At 43.6% G+C, this 17749-nt stretch carries 11 protein-coding genes; 4 read left to right on the forward strand and 7 right to left on the reverse strand.

Annotated elements, in window-relative coordinates; all coding sequences use genetic code 11:
- The first annotated feature begins 107 nt into the window (after window positions 1-107).
- On the forward strand, window positions 108-2804 hold the full coding sequence (locus DIU38_RS26935) for an outer membrane beta-barrel protein (protein ID WP_112653166.1): 2697 nt from the start codon (window positions 108-110) through the stop codon (window positions 2802-2804).
- Window positions 2805-2987: 183 nt separating this feature from the next.
- Window positions 2988-4502 (forward strand): PA14 domain-containing protein, encoded by a 1515-nt coding sequence (locus DIU38_RS26940; RefSeq protein WP_112653167.1) that lies wholly within the window; start codon window positions 2988-2990, stop codon window positions 4500-4502.
- Window positions 4503-4639: 137 nt separating this feature from the next.
- On the opposite strand, the gene DIU38_RS26945 is transcribed toward DIU38_RS26940, so the two are convergent.
- Window positions 4640-7597, reverse strand: a complete 2958-nt coding sequence (locus DIU38_RS26945) for an outer membrane beta-barrel protein (protein ID WP_112653168.1) — start codon at window positions 7595-7597, stop codon at window positions 4640-4642.
- Between the two features lie 437 nt (window positions 7598-8034).
- On the opposite strand from DIU38_RS26945, the gene DIU38_RS26950 reads away from it, so the two are divergent.
- Window positions 8035-8307 carry a hypothetical protein gene (locus tag DIU38_RS26950; RefSeq protein WP_091174755.1) on the forward strand — a complete coding sequence of 91 codons (273 nt, stop codon included), beginning with the start codon at window positions 8035-8037 and terminating at the stop codon, window positions 8305-8307.
- A gap of 135 nt (window positions 8308-8442) precedes the next feature.
- Here the strand turns inward: DIU38_RS26950 and DIU38_RS26955 are convergent, their stop codons facing one another.
- Window positions 8443-11085 (reverse strand): zinc-dependent metalloprotease, encoded by a 2643-nt coding sequence (locus tag DIU38_RS26955; RefSeq protein WP_112653169.1) that lies wholly within the window; start codon window positions 11083-11085, stop codon window positions 8443-8445.
- Between the two features lie 96 nt (window positions 11086-11181).
- Window positions 11182-12432 carry an aspartyl protease family protein gene (locus DIU38_RS26960; RefSeq protein WP_112653170.1) on the reverse strand — a complete coding sequence of 417 codons (1251 nt, stop codon included), beginning with the start codon at window positions 12430-12432 and terminating at the stop codon, window positions 11182-11184.
- Between the two features lie 59 nt (window positions 12433-12491).
- Here DIU38_RS26960 and DIU38_RS26965 point away from each other — a divergent pair, with 59 nt between their 5' ends.
- Window positions 12492-13817 carry a D-alanyl-D-alanine carboxypeptidase/D-alanyl-D-alanine-endopeptidase gene (locus DIU38_RS26965; RefSeq protein WP_112653171.1) on the forward strand — a complete coding sequence of 442 codons (1326 nt, stop codon included), beginning with the start codon at window positions 12492-12494 and terminating at the stop codon, window positions 13815-13817.
- A gap of 123 nt (window positions 13818-13940) precedes the next feature.
- Here DIU38_RS26965 and efp read toward each other — a convergent pair whose 3' ends face one another.
- The 4 genes from efp to DIU38_RS26985 all read right to left on the reverse strand — a co-directional run bounded on the left by efp (window position 13941) and on the right by DIU38_RS26985 (window position 17744).
- A complete protein-coding gene (efp, locus tag DIU38_RS26970; protein ID WP_090532660.1) occupies window positions 13941-14504 on the reverse strand; it encodes an elongation factor P in 564 nt (187 codons plus the stop codon).
- A gap of 312 nt (window positions 14505-14816) precedes the next feature.
- A complete protein-coding gene (locus tag DIU38_RS26975) occupies window positions 14817-15437 on the reverse strand; it encodes an ABC transporter ATP-binding protein (protein WP_112653172.1) in 621 nt (206 codons plus the stop codon).
- Between the two features lie 118 nt (window positions 15438-15555).
- Window positions 15556-16341, reverse strand: coding sequence for an acyl-ACP--UDP-N-acetylglucosamine O-acyltransferase (lpxA, locus tag DIU38_RS26980; protein ID WP_112653173.1), 786 nt, complete (start codon window positions 16339-16341; stop codon window positions 15556-15558).
- Window positions 16338-17744, reverse strand: a complete 1407-nt coding sequence (locus DIU38_RS26985) for a bifunctional UDP-3-O-[3-hydroxymyristoyl] N-acetylglucosamine deacetylase/3-hydroxyacyl-ACP dehydratase (RefSeq protein WP_112653174.1) — start codon at window positions 17742-17744, stop codon at window positions 16338-16340. Before DIU38_RS26985 ends, lpxA begins: the two co-directional genes overlap by 4 nt.
- Window positions 17745-17749 lie beyond the last annotated feature (5 nt).

Here is a 17749-nt window from a genome sequence, read left to right on the forward strand (position 1 = left end):
CATCTAAACCCTATAACTACCTGATGATTTAAGTTTCCTAATTACCACGGCCCTACATCACCTATAACACAATTTAATTAACCTTACCTGTCTGCACCTAAACCTTGATGAAAACCATCCTTCTTTCATTAATACTGTTATGCCTGTTTTCCGGGGCTTTTGCCCAAAAAGCCACAATAAAAGGGAAAGTCACCGATTCCCTGAATAAGCAAGCTCTTGAGTTGAGTACTGTTGCCGTTGTCGACCTGAAAGATACATCGCTTATAGCTTATACCCTTAGTAAAAAGAACGGGGATTTTGAATTACAGCGACTCCCTGTTGATAAGCAGGTACGCCTGGTTATTTCCTATGCCGGGTATCAAAACTATATCCATAATTTTAATTTTAAAAAAGGCGATATAATTGATTTGGGCAACGTTATACTTAGCAGTAAGATGCTTAAGGAGGTTGTGGTACGTGCAGAGCGGGTGCCAGTCAAAGTAAAAAAAGACACCATTGAATTTGATGCTGCCGCTTTCAAAACCCGCCCCAATGCCGCCGTTGAAGAATTGCTTAAAAAGCTTCCTGGCGTACAAATAGATGGTGACGGAACCATTACCGTTAACGGTAAACAGGTAAGCAAACTGTTGATTGATGGCAAGCAGTTTTTTGGCTCGGACCCTAAGATAGCCACCAAAAACCTGGACGCGGCCATTGTTGCACAGGTTCAGGTTTATGACGACCGGGAGAATGACCCCGATCATTTGGTAAGTGAAACCCAGGTACAGAAGATCATTAACATCAAACTTAAAAAGGCTATTAAGAAAAGCGTTTTCGGCAAGGTATTCGGAGGTGTGGGTTCGCGCGACAGGTACGAGGCCGGCGGATTGTTCAATATGTTTCGGGATACGCTGCAGGTAAGCCTCATCGGGTTAAGCAATAACCTTAACCATACCGCTTTCTCTCGCGATGAGCTTAATGCCGAGGGTGGTTTTGACCGCAGCGGGGGTAACACATCCTTTAACGGCGGCCGAAACTGGGGCGGCGGGATTGAAAAGATCGCCTCGGGCGGCTTTAATGTTAACCAAAACTATGGCGAAAAGCTAAAGCTTAACCTGCAGTACTTTTATACCCAACGTAATAATGTAAATGAATCGGCTAATTTCCAACAGCAGTTTCTGAAGGATACCACACTGTTAACCCGATCTACTAACAGCAGGATCGCGACCAGCTATGTACACACTTTAAGTGGGCTTGTGGAGTGGAAGCCTGACACAATCCGTAACCTGCGCTATAATCCATCATTAAGTTATAATTCAAATAGTAATACCTCCGCGTCAAGCGGCAGCACATCAAACAATTTTGATATGCCGGTGAACCAGTCGGTATCAAATTCATGGGGAGATGGGCATTCAACGCAATTTAACCAGAGCTTTTATTTTCATAAACGATCTAAGAACAAAAGCAAGGAGTCGTTCACTATCTCACATAACCTCAGCATTAGCCCTAATCATAACAACAATTTCAATAATAATGATGTGGTTAATTATCAACGCCCGGAATTATCAGATAGCTTGCATAGGTTATCTACCCGTACATCAAACAATGCTTCGGGCAATCTCGATTTTAGTTACCGATACCCGCTAACCAAAAAGCTTATTGTTGATGTTATCACATCGGGCATATATAACAAAACCAGCGACCAGGTTTTTACCTTTGACCGTAAAACAGGCGGCTTTGATTCGCTGCTCACTAATCAAAGCTCCGACCTTAAACGTGATCTTTGGACGGAGAATATTAAACCGGGGATCACTTATCAGCTCAATAAAAAAACACAAATCATCGCCGGGCTTAACACCCAATGGCAGCAGATCAATAACAATTTCGCGACCAGCAGGCTTGTTCAAAATTATTTTTTCCTGTTGCCAACAATCCGTATTGAAGCTTATGGAATATTTTTGAGTTACGAGCGCCGTGTTAACCAGCCGGGGGTATCAAACCTGCAGCCTATTACTATTGTTTATAGTCCGTTGTACAGCTACACCGGTAATCCAAATTTGAGGCCCGGCATAAGCAATACCTATTACTTTAATTTTTTCAAATACTTTAATAACAGTCAGCTGGGCATTTACTCATACGGCAACATTTCTTCGCAAAAAAACATGGCAATTACACAGCAAACCATTCGCTCAGACGGGGTGCAAAATAGTACTACCGTTAACCGCGATGGCAGGCCGAGCTATAATTTTTCAGTTGGTGTTTCTAAAGGGTTTAAAAAGATAAAAGACTGGCAGCTTGGTACATCAGCTAGTTTTTATGGCAACTATTACCAAAACCTCAACTTGCTGAATAATGTGGAAGGCTGGCAAAATACTGTTGCATATGGATTGCGCGAAAATATTAATGTTAACTGGAAAGATGTGATTGATCTGAATACCGCCGTTGGTTTTAACCAATCGAACTCCAAATATCAATACGACGATTTCAGGAGCATCAGGGTAGCTACCTACAATATAAGCAACAGCCTGGTGGTAAGGTTCCCTAAAAAAATCATCTGGGAAACCAGGCAGGATTTTAATTATAACAGCCAGGTTGCGGCAGGTTTTAAAAAAGGGGTTAACGTAGTGAGCTCGTCCCTGGCCCTGCAAATGCTTAAAAAAGACCGGGGAGAACTTAAACTTTCCGTTTATGATCTCTTTAATCAAAACGTGAGCGTGTACCGTTACATTAACACCAATTCGGTTAACGATGTGCAAAACAATACATTGAAGCGATATTTCCTGGTTACTTACAGTGTTAAGTTCAATAAGCTAAGCACTAAATAAATGTCGGAAAAATTAAAGGAACTGTATTAAGCTGTATAGCGTCTAATAATCAGTGAATTAAACTTTAGGCTTTGTGCATTCTGCTTTTAGCTATGTAAAAAGAGCCATTCGCTGTTTTTTGCCGGCGTGTTGTAACTATCTTTATCAAGGCATAGTCTTACCTGTAATCAAACCTCCCTCATTATGAAGAACAGGACCTACCTTTTTCTATCCTTTACCATCGCATTAATATTTAGCTTGTCAGGACGCGCTGCGGCGCAGGACCTCCCCGGTAAACGCGATTCCATCAATTCGGTTATATTAAATGAGAAACGCGTTATCCAGGTAATATTGCCCGATGGTTATAAAGCCGGTTCGGCAACTAAATATGATGTACTGTACATCATTGATGATTGGAATATAAAATTAGGGCGCGATATCCAGCATTTTATCTTCGATGAACACACCATGCCGCCAATGATAATTGTCGGGGTATTAAATGTTGACCGTGATAGAGATTTTTTGCCCACCCATAATAACGGAAATAAAACATCGGGCGGGGCGGACAAATTTCTAAAGTTTTTTAAAGAGGAGCTGATTCCTTATATTGATAAAACCTATCCTTCTGATGGTGATAATACCCTTTTCGGCCACTCTTTTGGCGGCGTGTTTGTGACCTATGCCTTATTAAACGAACCACAGCTTTTCAATAATTATATTGCCGGCGACCCAAGTTATTGGTGGGATAATGGAGTGATGCTTAAGCAGGTTAAAGAGAAGCTGCCTTCGCTTGCAGGTAAGGAGAAAGCGCTTTACATAGGCGGCCGGGAAGGACGGGGCATGAAGGAAATGAAGATTAATGCCATGGACAGCCTGCTGAAAAAAGATGCGCCGACAGGTTTTGAATGGGTGGTAAAAGCTTACCCCGCCGAATCGCATGGCACTGTACGACTAAAAAACTTTTATGATGGGCTGAGGTTTGCCTATAACGACTACGGCGGTAAGCCACTTGAGTTTCACCCCTCCGGCGGGATCGTGTTAAAGGATAAGCCTATAAAAATCTGGTATTTTAATGATACCACAAAAGTGCATTATACATTCGATGGCTCGCAACCATTGGTTACATCGCCGTTTGCAAAACCCGAAATAGAACTATCCGGCCCTGCAAAAGTTACCTTGAGACAGATTGCCAGCCGTCCTAAATTTGACAAGAGCACCAGCGGCGATTTCAGGGAGGGCACTTACCTGCCCGCAAAACCACTCAGGAAAAACTACAAGCCCGGCGGTTTTCATTACGCCTATTATGAAGGGCCGTGGGATAAACTGCCCGACTTTAAGGCGTTAAAACCGGTTAAAGAAGGTGTAGCCGATAGCACTTTTGATATCAATAAACTCCCCCGCCAAAACAATTTCGGCGTAGTGATGGATGGGCAATTTGAAGTTAAACAGGATGGCTATTACATTTTTGGGTTAGGGAGCGATGATGGCTGCAAAGTATACCTGAATGAGAAGCTGATCATTGACCTTGATGGTTTACACGATGCCGATATACAACGGTCATACATTTCTCCTCTAAAAAAGGGATTTTATCCCCTTCGGATAGAATACTTTCAAAAAGAAGGTGGCCGTAAGCTTGATTTTGTGTACGTAACCCCCGATAATATCGCGAAAAAGAAGATAACGCCAATTCCTTACGCATTGCAGTATGGGCCCAGATAGGTTGCTTACCGTAGGGGCCATTTAAAAACGACAGTTTTTGAATGTAGAGACGCATAACTGCGTCTCCCGCCTGCAATTTACGGTAGCTAAAACGCTTTTGAAATCGCTTGTCCTGCGGAAGACAAAAATATTATCCCTTAGAAAGAACCAGGACCGCCCGGGCCACCTCCTCCTGGACCACCGCCCGGTCCTCCCGGACCACCGCCATCGCGGTTAAATCTGCGCTGGCCGGGATCTTGTGTTGGGGTTTTGCCGACAAACTTTTGCAGGCGGAATGTAAAGGTTAACAAATAATAACGACCAAGCCTGTTTACTGTAGATTGTGTGGTGATGTTGCCGTTTACAACTGATGTATAACCTGTATTTTGATTAAACAAATCATATGCCGCCAGGCGGATAGTACCACGGTGATCTTTCAGGAACCGGCGCTCAACGTAAGTGTTCAGAATATTTGTGTTTTTAATATCAAGGCTGGCGGCATAACCATAATTCACAGTACGGGTAAAATCATAGCTCAGCGTCCAGTCTTTCCAGAAATAGTTTTTGCCGGCTAAGCCTAATGTCAAAGTGCGGAAATTTGAGCTGCCATCAATAAGGTCGCTATGGATAGAGTTGGTTGTTTTGTTAATACCATAGCTGCTGTTGGCTTCTGCATCAATAACATCAACAATGTTTACCCTGAATTTTAAGCCCGGGGTAAAGTTGAGGTTTTTGGCTATGTTTTTTAACGGAGCAGCTGATGCGGCAACGTTATTGCTATCGATGCTGTTTGAGTACGCAACACCGTTGGTGTAGGTTAAGGCGCCATTAAATTGCAGGGTAAATTTACGCTGGGCCCATGGTTTGGCGTATACCACATTGGCAGTGCCGGTATAGTAACCGTCTGCATTTAGATAGTTGGTAAGATTGGTACCCTCAAAGCTTTTTAGCGATGGATCTGCGGCCAACACGGCCTTGCTAAATTTGCGGGGATAAGAAATAGTGTTTTGTACTATCTTGTTTTGAGTTGTTGTGAAATTGAAATTAGTAAAGAAAATATTGCCGGTTTGGAAACTGAAATTGTTATACCTCAATGAAAAGTTATTGGCAAGTTCCGGCTTCAGGTTAGGGTTACCCTGTACCGGGTAAAGCGCGTTTGTGAAATCAATAACAGGCTGCAGCTGGTTAAATGTGGGCTGGTTGCTCGATCCGTTATACAGGAAGTTTAAAGCTTTTCCCCTCGAAAAATTATAGCTGAAACGAGCGGTGGGGATCACGTTAAACGTGGTTATGTGCGTAGCCGAATCGTTTTTAAGATTGAGGCCGTTTAATGCGGCCGGTTGTACGCCAATACCCAAAGTAACGTTGTATTTCTTTTCGATAAAACGGTAGTTCAGGCCAACGCGGTTGGTGGTAAAGTTGTATTTATAGTTGTTGCTCAACCTGTCGTAATGGTCGTAGGTATTGGCGGTACTGAGCGTATCGGTTTCCCTGTCGCTTGTGGTGTTTGAGCGGTTAAATGCATAATTAAGCTCCAAATATCCCCTTTTACTTATTGGCTCCAGATACGAGATGTTTGTACCAAAGCTGGTTACGCGGCTATCGGTATAAGTTTGCTGATTGGCAGGCGCCTGGCGGGGTGCGCCATCGGCATAATCATAAGTTGGATTATCGAACTGCGATGTTTTTGACGTATTAGCGCTGATGTTAATGCTCAGGTTGCGGCCATGCCCGTTAAAGCGGTGATTATACAAGGCGTTAATACCGTAGCCTGGCGTTGTGCCATCGCTGTGCGACAATGAGGTGTATGACGAGTTGGTTATTCCGCCGATAGTTGATGATACGGATTCATTAGCATTTGTATTAGTACTCGAGTAGGTGAAGTTTGGTACAACTTTTAAGTAATTAATGGTATCGGGTTTCCACTCGAGGTTAAAATTAAAACGATGGTTAATAGGATTATCTGTTTGATCGCTTTTTTGCGTACTTATACTTGGCGACTGAACGTTGTTGGTTTGGATAGATGAGCTAATGGTGTTGGTAGTATTATCAGTATAGCTGTAACTTCCGTAAACAGAGAGTGTTTTACCCCACTGATCGCGGAAGTTGGCACCGATAGCGTGCGCGTTGGTGATACCGTTTGCGCTGGTTGTGGAGCTGCTTGAGCCACGCAATGCATTGCCCCGGCCGCCGCCCCCGCCGCCAAAACCACCACCACCTCCGCCCGATGATGGGCTACCGTAAGTAAATGTATTTACGTTGGTATTGTTAATGGTACCCAATACGGCTATTTGTTGTTCATTATTGAAGTTGAAAAATTTCAGATCGCCTATATAGCGGTTGGCATTGGTTATGCCCGGGGCTTTGGGTAAAAAATCTTCGCCATCGCCGGCTGTGGCTTGTCCAAAATAGCCATGGTTCTTGTCCTTCCGGATGGTGATGTTCAGGATCTTATCCGGTTCGCCGGTTTTGATGCCGGTAAGGTTAGCCTGGTCGCCGTAGTCATCAATTACCTGGATGCTTTCAACCACATCGGCAGGCAGGTTCTTGGTTGCTGTTTTAACATCACCCCCAAAAAAATCCTTTCCGTTAACCCTTACTTTGGTCACCGATTTGCCCTGTGCGGTTACATTACCGTCTTTATCCACATCAACGCCGGGCAGTTTTTTTAACACGTCTTCAACAGGGGCATTTTCACGTACAGGATATGCGCTTACTTTATATTCGGTAGTATCCTCTTTTAATATCACCGGGTTAACGCCTACAATGGTAACCTGGCTAAGCATATTGGTTTCGGTTTTTAAAACTATAGCGCCAAGATCAACCGGTTGGGTGCCGGCATCAAGCGAGTAATGTTTTTTAATTGCGGTGAAACCGATTGACGAAATGGTAATCGTTAGCTTGTTGCCTTTTACTACCGGGAACGAAAACTTACCGGCTGCATCGGCAATAGCGATGGTGCTATCACCGGCATTTGAAACCAGCTTAACACTACTTCCGGGTAAGGAAAGCTTAGTGGAATCAACGACAGTTCCCTTTACCTCCCGCCCCGTTTGAGCGTTGGAACCAAAGGCAAATAACAGGGTAAAACTTAAAATAAGAAATAGGGGTTTCATAAACGTTTTTTCGGCGTGCAATTATTGTTTTTGTGTGTATATAGACGCAATTGAACTGCAAATGTTCAACTTAAAATTTGCTAAAAGCCTAATCAATATATTATTGTTACACATTAGGCCTGTAATTGCTTATCAATCATATTATTGTTACAAATTATTATGCAAAAAAGGCCGGGGTCTCCGGCCTTGTGGTTGTTATAAAGATCAGTCAGTCAATTATAAGCGGCGGGGAGTGCTCAATGAGCTACGTTTGGATGTTTTTAGGTTTATTACGAATATGTGAATAATTAGTTTCAATATTTGTTGCAGCAAATACCAAATAATGCTATTGAAGCGTTAATAATCCACACAAGAAATAAACTATTGTTTAAAATGAATTTATATGATAGTAACATTGTGGCATGAAATTTCGTTATACTTAAACCAAACATTAACCTATGAACAATATTGGAAACTCGCTGCATTCAAAAGTGCACAAATGGATCGATACGATCGGTTTTAGGCTGAATACATCGCAAACAAACAGTAAAAGCCATGTTACAACCAACCATTATTTTTTTGAAACCTTTAATTTTTTCGAAAAATCGAAGAAAAATAGGCCCGAGTTAACAAAATTTTTATGCTTTGATGCTTACGGCGAAAAAATAAACGTGAAGTCGTTGCTTGATTTGCAGGTCGCCTTTTTTGAAAATATAAGCCAGCTTAAATAGGCAAATGGCTTTTCATACCTGGCGCATAATTGTTTTAAGTCATCAGCGTTTTGTTAAAGTAAAATCCATAAAATAAAAATCCCACCCTACAAATAGGGCAGGATTTTAAGAAGGATTTTTAAGAGATGTGCCAGATTAGTTTTCAACATTGGTACGTGGCCAGCAGTTCATACTTCCTGTTTTTTCATTCAGTATATCCTGGTTGGTGGTGTTTATACCCCTAACCATTCCCCCTGCAATATTTACAACCGGCCTTGTTGGATTAAGAGCTTCCTTTATCCTGAGGTGAAGGTCGGCATAATGAGCTGCTGTTATTGCATCGCCGCCTTTTGGCAGGCCAGTATCAATTTTCTTTAATTCGGCGCGTACCATGGGCCTGATATCAGACAACGCGATGTTGATTGGAGTAAAGCCCCAGCTTGCCAGCTGCGCGCTTGATACACCAGGGAACGCGAAGCTTGCATCTGTATTTAACAGGTTCTTCAGGTTTTCAATATAGCCCCTTTGCAGGTTGCGCTGGTAGCCGTCGGGTTTGGTTGTGCCGAATATGCCTGTATGTAAATCGGTTAATAACTGCGCAACGGTATAGGCATTAGCGCTGTTTTTGGCCTCATTGTCATACATCCGCGCCAGCCTTGAAGGGTTTAACTCATTGCCCAGCAATGAAACCTGCATGGCTTTAATACGGTTTATCATAACACCGTTATCAAACTTGGCCAATTCGGCTTTGTTAATTAGCCATAACGGGGTTGTGTATAATTGCTGGTTTAAAAACAAAGCGGCTTCACGCTGGCGTTCTTTGCTCACAAAATCATAAACCGCGCCTTTTTGATCATATGTTTTAAAGTTTTCGTTCATGCCGCCAATGTTGGTGGTAACATGCCCCATGTAACGGTAATACTGACCTAAAACTTCATTATATAATTCATTAAGATCGGCATAGTCCTCATCTTTTTTGTACGACCATTTTTCGAGGTTTGGCAAAATCCGTTTCAGGTTGGCAATACCATAAGCGCTGGCCTTCATGGCATTATCGCCCAAATCTTCATTTTGCAGGCGGGGATCGATAGTGGTGCCCTGGCGGCCGAAATAATAAACAGGGTTGCCTGCGTTTTTGTTGGTCCATACCGCTAATGTTTCCTTTTCCTGCTCCGGCGTTTTGTTGCCTGCGAGCCAGGTATAACCCCATTTTATTGCCCAGTTATCGTACTCGCCAATTTGCGGATACAGGTGCGTAACGCCATCGCCGGGTTGGGCTATGTAGTTAAAGCGGGCATAATCCATAATGGAAGGTGCGGTACCATGTGTATCGGTGAAGGTTTTTGAGCGTAGTGAATCAACAGGGTAAGCGTAGCTTGAGCCAAAGTTGTGTGGCAAGCCTAAAGTATGACCAACTTCATGCGATGATACAAAACGGATCAGCTCGCCCATTTGATCGTCAGCAAATTGTGCGTGGCGGGCTTTGGGGTTTACCGCTGCTGTTTGGATCAGGTACCAATCGCGCAATAGCTGCATCACGTTGTGGTACCAGCCAACATGGCTTTCCAGGATCTCACCGCTGCGCGGATCGGCCACGTGGGGGCCATAAGCGTTTTCTACATCCGATGCAAAATACCTGATCACGCTGTAGCGGGCATCTTCGGTGCTAAATTGTGGGTCCTGTTTTGCCGTTGGGGCTTCTTTAGCGGTTATGGCATTCTTAAAACCGGCAGCTTCAAACGCTTTTTGCCAGTCGTTTACGCCCTGTATTAAATAAGGCACCCACTTTTTAGGTGTAGCCGGGTCAATATAAAACACAATTTGTTTTTTAGGTTCAACGAGCTCGCCTTTGGCATAAGCAATGGGGTCTTTAGGCTCTAACCTCCAGCGGTGAATATAGGCTGTTACTAAGGCTTTTTGAGCATTGGTGCCATAATCTGTTTGGCGCTGGCCAAAAAAGCCCACGCGCGGGTCCATGATCCGGGCTTTCATCGGGACTTTGGGCAGTAAAAGCATGGAGGTGTTCAACTCAAATGTAATGGCTGCATTACTGTTATCAGTTGGCGACTCGCCGGCGCGGTAGGTTTTTAGTGTGCGCGCCTCAATATTTATCGGGAAGCTTTTAATGGTGTCGATATAGGAACGAGAGTTATCAACCCCCATGGTTTTATAAGCCTTTTTGATATCATCAGATAAACCAATAGCGGCAATATCGCCATTGTAAAAATCGGTAACATCAATTAAAACGCCGGTAGTGTCTTTGTTAAACGCTTTCACCTCAAAGGAGGCCAGTATAGCATCAAGGTTTGAGTTTTTAACCGATTGGTACATATCGCTGGTGCTATCGGCACGCAACGAATAGCTGGGCACCCGGATAAATACCTGCTTATCGTGCTTTTCCCATTTCCAAACCTGGTTGTTAATTTCTTCGCCGCCATATTGCTGGCCAAATGTTTTGAGGCCGCCCGGTGTTTTTACAAAACGGGTAACCACCAGCATTTCGCGGTTAATTAATGAATCGGGTATTTCGTAGTAATATTTGCCATCAACTTTATAAGTATTAAAAAGGCCACTATCAGCCTTTGTTTTAGCAGGAATAAGGTCGCTAAACTTTTTAATACCTTCCTTTTTGGGGGTTCCGGTTGTTGCTGTCGCAACGGTTCCGCCGGGTGTGGTAATGGTTTTTAGGGTAAGGCTTGGGTTTGCAGCTTGCTTCCTGGCAGCGCAAGAGCCCGCCAAAACCGCAAGTGCCAATACTGAGCCGCGTAAATAAATACCCGGCAACGGATGTTTTTTCATTTATTAAAAATAGTTTAAACCGTAAACTTATATAAAAAACAGGTTTTTTTTAGCTGCAAATTGTTTTATCAATAATAATTTTACAGGTATTACTAATTATATCCTGCGTTTTAATGTCAGTACAACTTTATCAACCCGTTTGTCATGGTACACCTCAAGCAGCAGGCTTCTATCATCCTTTGATTTGAGTATTTCATCAATATCCTGGAGGTTCATTTTTGAAACGGGTTTAAAATTTACCGATATGATCTCGTCGTCGCGCTCAAGGCCAATTTCATCGGCTGCCGAACCGGGCTCTACGCGGCTGATAACAATCCTGTCGAGGTGGTCGCCTGCGGCATAATACTCAAGGCCGCTCATGTCATGCTCAAACGGATCGTTATAGGTTGGGCCGGGTTTTAAATACATGGCACTATCCGGATAATCAAGAATAACGGTAAATCGCTTTAAGATCCCAACGCCAAGGTTTCCATCGCGCTTCACCGACAGATTGATTTGGTTATTGCTGTCATCAGGAAATGACGCTATTACTCTTTTCATCCTGAATTTACCTAAACTGAATTCATCCATCCGGCTTATAAAGCCGTTTATTGGTCCGTTTAAGCCAATGCCGAGGTTGGCCGAAGCAATAAATTTTTGCGGGAGGCCATGGGTTTTGATATAACGCTCAATTGATACCGGGTGCCCTGCGCCAAGGTCAACAACCAGCTTTGTATTAATGGGTGCTACGCCTGGCATTATAACCCGCGCATCCACATAGGCTTTCCTGTCTTCTACAGACAGGGGGATCTTATTCGCTTTTCTGAAAGGTTTGAGGTCTTTGGGCCTGCAAACGGTAACTACACTGTCCTGGAAGCTGATCTTTACAGCCAGGTTGTTAAAAAACTCGTAGCCCAGTAACCCATGAATGGGCATGCCTGCGTAACCCGAAAGGTTAAAGAGATCTTTTTTTAATATGGCAGCCGCAACATCATAGCTAACCAGTCCCGGTATGGCAACATCTAAGGTTGAGGTTACATAAGCTTCAGAATCCTCCCCTTCGCCAAGTCCCGGGATTTTTAATGTACGTTTATTAGGAATACTGATAGAATCGGCTAATTTAGGATCGGTTATAATCATGAGACCTACGCCGGTATCCAATATAAAGTTAAAGGGCCCTTTGTTGTTGATCTTAAGTTGAATGATCATCAGGTTCCGTTCCAGTTTAAACGGGATATTCACCTTTTTTTTATGCACATCAAGATCAAAGTACTGGGCCCGGGCTGTGGTTGTAAGGCAAAATGTTAACACAAATGCCAGCCACAATGCTCCCGGATGGCGTATTTTATAATATAACTTGTGTAACAAAGTGGTTATAGTTGGTATATTAAATTTACGAGATTTATTTGTTAAAAAATTATTTTATTATGCGAAAGTCAACAATTTCATTTCTGTTAATTGTTTGTGTTTTATCCCTTTGTCGTGATATTGTTTATGCCCGTTCCATAAAAAAACGAAAGGTTAAAAAGCTTTTTAAGCATTCGCAGATTGTTAATGATCACTTTACCGGTTTCGCCCTTTATGATTTGGACGAGCATAAAATGATATATGAATTAAACGCCGATAAATACTTTACCCCGGCATCCAATACCAAGCTTTTTACTTTTTACACCTGTTTGAAAATGCTTGGCGATTCTATCCCGGCATTGCGTTATCAAACCCGCGGAGATTCGCTGATATTTTGGGGTACCGGCGACCCTTCTTTTCTGCACAGCGATTTGAAAGGAGTAAACGGGCTTAACTTTTTGAAGAGCAGCAGTAAACACCTTTTTTATTCGCCTGGTAACTATACAGGTGAGTTTTTTGGTGCAGGATGGGGCTGGGACGATTACAATGATTATTACCAGGCCGAAATAACCGCCCTGCCTATTGAAGATAACGTTGCCCGGCTTTACGCAGATAATGACGGTAACATGCAGGTAAGACCCCAATATCTAAAACGGTTTTTAAATGCCGATATTAATTATCACCCGGCACAGTTTAAAGTTAAGCGCGATTTTATCAGCAATAACTTTGTGTACCCTGCCGGGGTGCCCCCCCCAAATTATAAACAGGAAATCCCATGGAAAACAAGCCTGCAGCTTACCATGGCCCTGCTGCAGGATACACTCAAAAAGCAGGTGTCCTTATTGCAGGAACCAATGGCTGCGGATGCGCGGGTTATTTATAATACCAATGCCGATTCCGTTTACCGGCGGATGCTACAGCCGAGCGATAATTTTATTGCCGAACAATTGTTGCTGGTGTGCTCGTCGGTAAAGTTTAATACCCTCAGTACCGATTCGGTGATCAATTACTCAAAAACACATTTTTTGAATGACTTGCCCGATGTGCCGCAATGGGTTGATGGCTCGGGATTGTCGCGGTATAATTTGTTTACCCCCAGAGACCTTGTAGCCCTGCTGCTCAAAATTCAGGACGAGGTGAAAGATGAAAACCTGTTACATAGCATGATGCCGGTAGGCGGCGTAGCAGGTACAATTAAAAGCGCCTATAAAACCGATAACGGGCAGCCTTTTGTTTGGGCAAAAACCGGGTCGTTAAGCAATAACCATAACCAAAGCGGCTACATAGTTACCCGTAAAGGCAAACGCCTGGCTTTTGCATTCATGAACAATAATTTTACCCGGTCAACCCGTGAAATAAGAGATGAGATGGTGAGGATCATGACGTACATACATGATAAGTTTTAATCCCTTCTATAGTGATCCCGAAACAGGTACGGCATGGGCGGGGCTAAAACCAGGAAGAGGTTTCGTGAAAACGAAACCTCTTCCTGGTTTATATCTGTTCCTCCACCTTTAGGGTCAGGTGTATTAACCTTTTACACGCTCAACGTAAGCGCCGGTAGCGGTGTCAACTTTAACTTTATCGCCAATGTTGATGAATAACGGTACACGGATCTCCGCGCCGGTTTCAACGGTGGCATTTTTCAAAGCACCGCTTGAAGTATCACCTTTAACGGCTGGCTCGGTGTAAGTGATTTCCAGCTCGGCCGAGCCCGGGATAGAACCCATGATGGGCTCGTCGCTTTCGAAGGCAACAATTACGTTCATGCCTTCTTTCAAAAATTTAACCGCCGGGCCAAATAATGCCTTTGGTACGTTATGCTGATCATATGTGGTGTTGTCCATTACTACTAATGAATCACCTTCGTCATACAGGTATTGATAATCATTGGTTTCAACGCGGGCTATGTCAACCTCTTCATCGGTACGGAAACGGTATTCAACCAGTTTACCTGATTTAACGTTGCGCATACGGGCCTGGTAAAACGCGCGTAAGTTGCCCGGGGTACGGTGTAAAAACTCCTCAACCTGAACTAATTCGCCGTTGAAGCGAAGTACATTTCCATTTTTAACATCTGATGCCTTAGCCATAAAATAATATTGAGGCGCAAACTTAGGAATTTGATTTGAGATTTGAGATGTTAGATTTGAGATTTTCTACTCTGCAGCCACATTTAAAGGGTTATGTATAAAATAGATATGAGACTTTAGATATGAGATTTGAGACTAAGCAAGTCGGATATCTGTTTTATAGATTATTCAAATAATCTAAGGATTGGAAATCTGATATCTAACGATGAAGCGTTCTAACTATGAGATTTGAGACTAAGTAAGTCGGATATCTTCTTTATAGATTATTCAAATAATCTAAGGACTGGAAATCTGATATCTAACGTCTCAGATCTACACTTTATAATCCACAATACTCAACCTATGCGTACAGAAGCCGTACTCGTGCTCCTGGTTGGAGCATACTATAGTAAGGCGACCGGCGGCAAATTGCTGCACAAGGCTTAAATACCAATCAACGCCCTGGGTATCGAGGTTGGAAGTTGGCTCATCCAGCATAAGCATGGGGGTATCGGCACAAAAAGCAAGGGCAAGCTTAAGGCGCTGTTTCATCCCCGACGAAAAGTATTTAATAAGCTTGTTGGCACTTTTAGGCAGGTTAAGCAGTGCGATAACCGTTTCTTTATCTATACCCGGTTTAAAGCTTTTGAATTTGAAATGAAAATCGATCATCTCGCTCATGGTAAACTCTTCTATCAGCTCAAGATAGGGAGCAGCCAGGCTTAAATGAGTAAAAACGGTATCTATTTCAACCGGCTTTCCTTCGTTAGCAAATTCAATTTTACCTGTAGAAGGCGAAAGGCTGCCGTTTAAAACCTGCAGTAAGGTTGATTTCCCGGAACCGTTTGGGCCAAGGATAGCATATGACTCGCCGGAAGTAAAGGTATAATCCACTCCCCTGAAAATCCAGTCGCGGTTAAAGCGGCGGCCGATGTTTTGGAGGGTGATGATCATAATATTGTCTGAATCAGAATTTTCAGAATGGAAGAATTAACAGAATAGCAAGGTAACTAATCAGAATTTACAGGATTCTGAAAATTCTCAAATCCTGTAAATTCTGATTCAGATATTTTTAAGTATTCCCAAACCCTTTCATGATACCGCGTTGTGAGTTTTGGAGGAAGTTGATGATCTCATCGCGTTCTACACTTGGGGTAAACTCGGCCTCGATGATATCAAGTGCTTTGGTTACGTTATATTTTTTGAGGAATATGATCCTGTAGATCTCCTGGATTTCGGCTATTGTAGCAGCCGAAAATCCCCTGCGGCGCAAGCCTACAGAGTTGATACCTACATATGACAGCGGTTCGCGACCGGCCTTGGTAAACGGGGGAACGTCTTTACGTACCAATGAACCGCCCGAGATCATGCTATGCGCGCCAATTTCGACAAACTGGTGCACGGCAGATGAGCCGCCGATGAAAGCGTAATCATAAACCGTAATGTGGCCTGCCAATTGCACGGCGTTGGCAACAATTACGTTATCGCCAATAACACAATCATGCGCTACATGTACATAAGCCATCAGCAGGCAGTTGCTGCCAATGGTGGTGGTGTTTTTATCAAGGGCGGTACCACGGTTAAGGGTAACACACTCACGAATGGTTGTGTTATCACCTATGGTTACGGTGCTTTGCTCGCCTTTATATTTTAAATCCTGCGGTGGGGCGGATATTACCGCGCCGGGGAAGATCCGGCAATTTTTACCTATGCGGGCGCCATCCATAATTACGGAGTTGGAGCCGATCCAGGTACCTTCGCCAATTTCAACATCCTTATGGATGGTAACGAATGGTTCAATTACCACGTTATCGGCAATTTTGGCCTGTGGATGTATGTATGCTAATGGCTGGATCATGCTTCAGATTCTTTTACTTTTACAATTTGAGCCATCAGTTCGGCCTCAACAACAACACGGTCGCCCACCATGCCTATACCTTTCATGGTAGCTATGCCGCGGCGGATGGGGGCAATCAGGTCGCAAATATAAATAATGGTATCGCCGGGAACTACTTTGCTTTTAAAGCGGGCGTTCTCGATTTTCAGGAACAGGGTAAGGTAGTTTTGCGGATCGGGAACCGTGTTTAACACCAGGATGCCGCCTGTTTGCACCATACCCTCAATTTGTAATACACCGGGGAAGATTGGCGCGCCGGGGAAATGGCCTTTAAAAAACTCCTCGTTAATGGTTACGTTTTTACACCCTACAACGTGGCTTTTAGTAAGCTCCAGGATCTTGTCAATCATCAGGAAAGGCTGACGGTGAGGCAGCATGCCCATAATTTCCACCGTATCAAAAACCGGTTTGGCGTTCAGGTCATAAGTTTTTACCTGCTTACGGCTTTTTTCCTTTTTGATGAGCGCTTTGATCTTTTTAGCAAAGGCAACGTTAGCCGCATGGCCTGGCCTTGCGGCCATGATGTGCCCTTTAAGCGGCACGCCAACCAGCGCTAAATCGCCTATCATATCCAACAGCTTGTGGCGTGCCGGCTCATTTTGATGGCGGAGTTCAATATTATTTAAAATGCCCTGCGGGGCAACATTGATATCCTTGCGGTTAAACAGCTTGGCCAGGTGATCAAGTTCTTCCTGGTCAACATCTTTATCAACAACCACGATGGCATTGTTCAGGTCGCCGCCTTTAATCAGGTCATGCTTTAGCAACATTTCCAGCTCGTGCAAAAAGCAGAAGGTACGGCATGAAGCAATTTCTTTTTTAAACTCGCCAATAGTTGAGATACTGGCATGCTGGCTGCCCAGTACCTGCGAGTTATAGTCGACCATACAGGTAAAACGGTAATCGTCCAAAGGCATGGCAACCATTTCAACCTTACGCTCAGGTTCAGAGTAGTGAATGTTATAGGGGATATGGTAGTATTCGCGGTCGGCATCCTGTTCAATCAGCCCGATTTCGGTTATTACGTCAACAAACTGTATCGAGCTGCCGTCCATAATGGGAGTTTCGGGGCCATCAAGGTCAATCAGCAGGTTATCAACTTCAAGCCCAACCAAAGCGGCCAGCACGTGCTCAACAGTATTTACTGTAGCGCCGTTCTGGCTTATAGATGTTCCGCGCGAGGTATCGCTTACGTTATCAACATCGGCATCAATAATAGGCGCACCGGGAATATCAACCCTCCTGAATTTATAACCGTGGTTTTCAGGGGCGGGATTAAAGGTCATTGTAACGCTTTGTCCGGTGTGCAAGCCTGTTCCTGATACCGAAACCGGCGCTTTAATAGTTCTTTGTTTAACGTTCATATTTA

Source organism: Mucilaginibacter metallidurans, from assembly GCF_003286435.2.
Lineage (GTDB): Bacteria > Bacteroidota > Bacteroidia > Sphingobacteriales > Sphingobacteriaceae > Mucilaginibacter > Mucilaginibacter gossypii.

Coding starts and splice junctions, on each gene's coding strand:
- DIU38_RS26935 (WP_112653166.1), top strand. CDS start 108: ATGAAAACCATCCTTCTTTCATTAATACTGTTATGCCTGTTTTCCGGG.
- DIU38_RS26940 (WP_112653167.1), top strand. CDS start 2,988: ATGAAGAACAGGACCTACCTTTTTCTATCCTTTACCATCGCATTAATA.
- DIU38_RS26945 (WP_112653168.1), bottom strand. CDS start 7,597: ATGAAACCCCTATTTCTTATTTTAAGTTTTACCCTGTTATTTGCCTTT.
- DIU38_RS26950 (WP_091174755.1), top strand. CDS start 8,035: ATGAACAATATTGGAAACTCGCTGCATTCAAAAGTGCACAAATGGATC.
- DIU38_RS26955 (WP_112653169.1), bottom strand. CDS start 11,085: ATGAAAAAACATCCGTTGCCGGGTATTTATTTACGCGGCTCAGTATTG.
- DIU38_RS26965 (WP_112653171.1), top strand. CDS start 12,492: ATGCGAAAGTCAACAATTTCATTTCTGTTAATTGTTTGTGTTTTATCC.
- efp (WP_090532660.1), bottom strand. CDS start 14,504: ATGGCTAAGGCATCAGATGTTAAAAATGGAAATGTACTTCGCTTCAAC.
- DIU38_RS26975 (WP_112653172.1), bottom strand. CDS start 15,437: ATGATCATCACCCTCCAAAACATCGGCCGCCGCTTTAACCGCGACTGG.
- lpxA (WP_112653173.1), bottom strand. CDS start 16,341: ATGATCCAGCCATTAGCATACATACATCCACAGGCCAAAATTGCCGAT.
- DIU38_RS26985 (WP_112653174.1), bottom strand. CDS start 17,744: ATGAACGTTAAACAAAGAACTATTAAAGCGCCGGTTTCGGTATCAGGA.